Source organism: Caldisericaceae bacterium (assembly GCA_036574215.1).
In the GTDB taxonomy this organism is placed as follows: domain Bacteria; phylum Caldisericota; class Caldisericia; order Caldisericales; family Caldisericaceae; genus Caldisericum.
In genome coordinates, this window is the sequence record JAINCR010000056.1 from 1 (window position 1) to 2708 (window position 2708).

At 32.3% G+C, this 2708-nt stretch carries 4 protein-coding genes; 2 read left to right on the forward strand and 2 right to left on the reverse strand.

Going from position 1 to position 2708, the window contains the following annotated elements:
• Positions 1-124: 124 nt before the first annotated feature.
• The gene (locus K6343_03410) at positions 125-553 is read left to right on the forward strand and encodes a hypothetical protein (protein ID MEF3245016.1); all 429 of its coding nucleotides are present in this window, start codon (positions 125-127) and stop codon (positions 551-553) included.
• Here the strand turns inward: K6343_03410 and mtnA are convergent.
• Positions 533-1579: an S-methyl-5-thioribose-1-phosphate isomerase gene (gene mtnA, locus K6343_03415; protein MEF3245017.1), complete on the reverse strand. Its 1047-nt coding sequence runs from the start codon at positions 1577-1579 to the stop codon at positions 533-535. The genes K6343_03410 and mtnA overlap by 21 nt on opposite strands.
• A gap of 2 nt (positions 1580-1581) precedes the next feature.
• The gene (gene rpmB / locus K6343_03420) at positions 1582-1761 is read right to left on the reverse strand and encodes a 50S ribosomal protein L28 (GenBank protein MEF3245018.1); all 180 of its coding nucleotides are present in this window, start codon (positions 1759-1761) and stop codon (positions 1582-1584) included.
• Between the two features lie 553 nt (positions 1762-2314).
• Here rpmB and K6343_03425 point away from each other — a divergent pair.
• A complete protein-coding gene (locus tag K6343_03425) occupies positions 2315-2650 on the forward strand; it encodes an Asp23/Gls24 family envelope stress response protein (protein MEF3245019.1) in 336 nt (111 codons plus the stop codon).
• Positions 2651-2708: the final 58 nt, after the last annotated feature.

A 2708-nucleotide genomic window follows, 5' to 3' on the forward strand; every position in this document is an offset into this window, starting at 1 on the left:
GTTACCAACTTTAATGCCGATACTTTCTTACAAAAACCATAACACTTTTTTAGGAGCATTATTCTATAATAATGTATAGGAAACTTATTTTTTAAAAAAACTTATAATTTATTTACAGGCAAAAATGAAAATACTAGGGTTAATTGAAGTAAACAAAGTAAGTATTTCAGAAAAAGAAGACGTAAATTTTGAGAATATTCTCATACTTGCATACAAGTTATCTGAGTTAGGAGCAGAAAGCATCGTGCTATTAGATGGAAAAAAAGAAAATTGCATGAGAATAAAAGAACAACTCGAAGAAAATCTTGATATTCCTGTTCTTACGATAGAAGAGATAAAAGGTCATGTAGTTTTTATCGAAGAATATCTTAATGGTAGTAATGGTGAAACGCTTATTATAGAGGAAGAAAAGCTTCTTTCACTTTTCAACGAAAAAAGAGATAATTTACCACAACTCATTAGTTTAGTTTGTTACAAGGCAAAAAAAGATGGTTTTAAGGCAGTTGCCACAACCGATATTGAAAGTGCTTTATTAGCCGTTAGAATTACCTAAAAGTTTAAGCAAATTCTTTTTAAAAGGCGGGTAAACAACTCCTTCATCAGTTATAATTGCTGTAATTAACTCATGTGGCGTTATATCAAAAGAGAAATTATAAACTTCTATCTCGTATGGGGCGATTCTTTTTCCACCGCAATGCGTCACTTCATCTGGACTTCTCTCCTCAATAGGAATTTCCTTTCCAGTTTCAATTGAGAAATCAATAGTTGAAATTGGAGCTGCTACATAAAACGGTATCTTGTGGTAATAGGCAAGCACAGCAAGCATATAAGTTCCAACTTTATTTGCAGTATCTCCGTTTAATGCTATTCTATCGGCTCCTGTAACAATCCCACTAACAAGGTCTTTTTGCATAATAAAAGCACTCATATTATCAGTTATAAGTTTGAAAGGGATACCTGATTCCTTTAATTCAAAAGCAGTTAATCTTGCCCCCTGTAAGTATGGTCGAGTTTCCAAAGCAATTACATTAATACCGGAATACTTTTCATAGGATCTTTTTATTACAGAAAATGCTGTGCCGTATTTTACAGTTGCAAGTGCCCCAGTATTACAAATTGTCATAATAGTATCGTTATCTGAGAATAATGTGGAGCCGTATTCACCTATCTTGTAGTTTCTTTCGGCATCTTCTTCTTCTATTTTCTTTGCTTCCTCTAAAACAATCTTTTTGAGTAAAGAGACATCGTTATTTTTATTTTCGAGTATTTTATTAAACATTCTCTTTGTTGCCCAGGCAAGATTCACCGCAGTAGGCCTTGCACTATCAAGGTAAGATTTAAGTTCTTTTGCCTTTTCTACAAATCCATTAGAATCACCAACAAAATTCTTTAATCCAAGATACATACCGTATGCAGCAGCAACCCCTATTGCTGGAGCACCACGAATTTTCATTTCTCTTATTGCATCAAAGATATCCAACTCGCTCTTGCAGGCGCAATAAGTAATGTCAAAAGGAAGATTTCTTTGATCTAAAATATGAACTACATCTCCATCAAAATAAATGGACCTATATTCCATAACTATACTTTGTATTTATTAAGGCAATCAGTGCAAACTCTTAAAACCTTAACCTTTCCATCAATCATAACTTTTGTTTTATGTAAATTTGGAAGAAACCTTCTGTTTGTTTTTCTATGAGAATGGCTTACAGTATGCCCAGTTATGGGGCCTTTTCCACATATTTCACATTTTTTACTCATACCAACCTCCAATTTTCTAAAATTAACACCCTACATTTTATAGATTTTAAAAATTATTGCAAGTAGTTTTATAAATGTCTTACACAAAAGTATCCTCTTAGTTCTTTAAGCTCCTCAACTTGCTATTTCAACCTTTTTTACCCACGCTAAAGAAAGTCATGTAAATATTAACACCCAGAGGATTCCGAAGACCCATGTAAATTTGGTAGGGTTCTCAAAAAAGAAATTACGTAAAACAAAATCTATAATTTTGCTATCCTTGTAAGATTGATGCAGAAGTCCTGTAATACTCTTTATTATGAAAATTGCTCCTATAGAAAAACACTACCTAATACAAGTTTACCCGGTAGAATGTTTGATACGAACACCTCAAAGATATAGCTAATCCGCTCATTGGTTTTTCAGTTAGTGTTTTAACAAATAGGCCGTAGAATAAAAGAACTAAAAAAGACCCATGTTTAAACCCAAAACTCAATAGTTTAATACACCATTTAAAGAGAATTTTTAAATATTACTCAATATGATTATAATTAATAAAGCCTAGGAGGTTAAAATGGGACGGATAATTATAAGCGAAAGAGCAATTAAAAAGATAGCAGCTTTCGCCACAATAGAATGCTATGGTGTTGTTGGGCTTGCCCCAAAAACAATTTACGATAGAATTTTAAGGGTCCTTAAATTAGAAGAATACGAATCAGGAGTTGATGTTGAAATAATTAATAACGAAACATTAGTTATTTCTCTTTTTGTCATTTTGCAAAGTGGTATAAATATTTTAGAAGTTGCAAATACTATAGTCTCACAAGTTTCATATGTTGTTAAGAACTTAACAGGTATTAAAAATATAGATGTGAATGTAACCATCAGGGGCATTAAAGGAGAACGATAATGAAATATCTAACAGTCAAGGATCTAGATGTGCTCTTTAGAGGTAGTTTGAACTATCT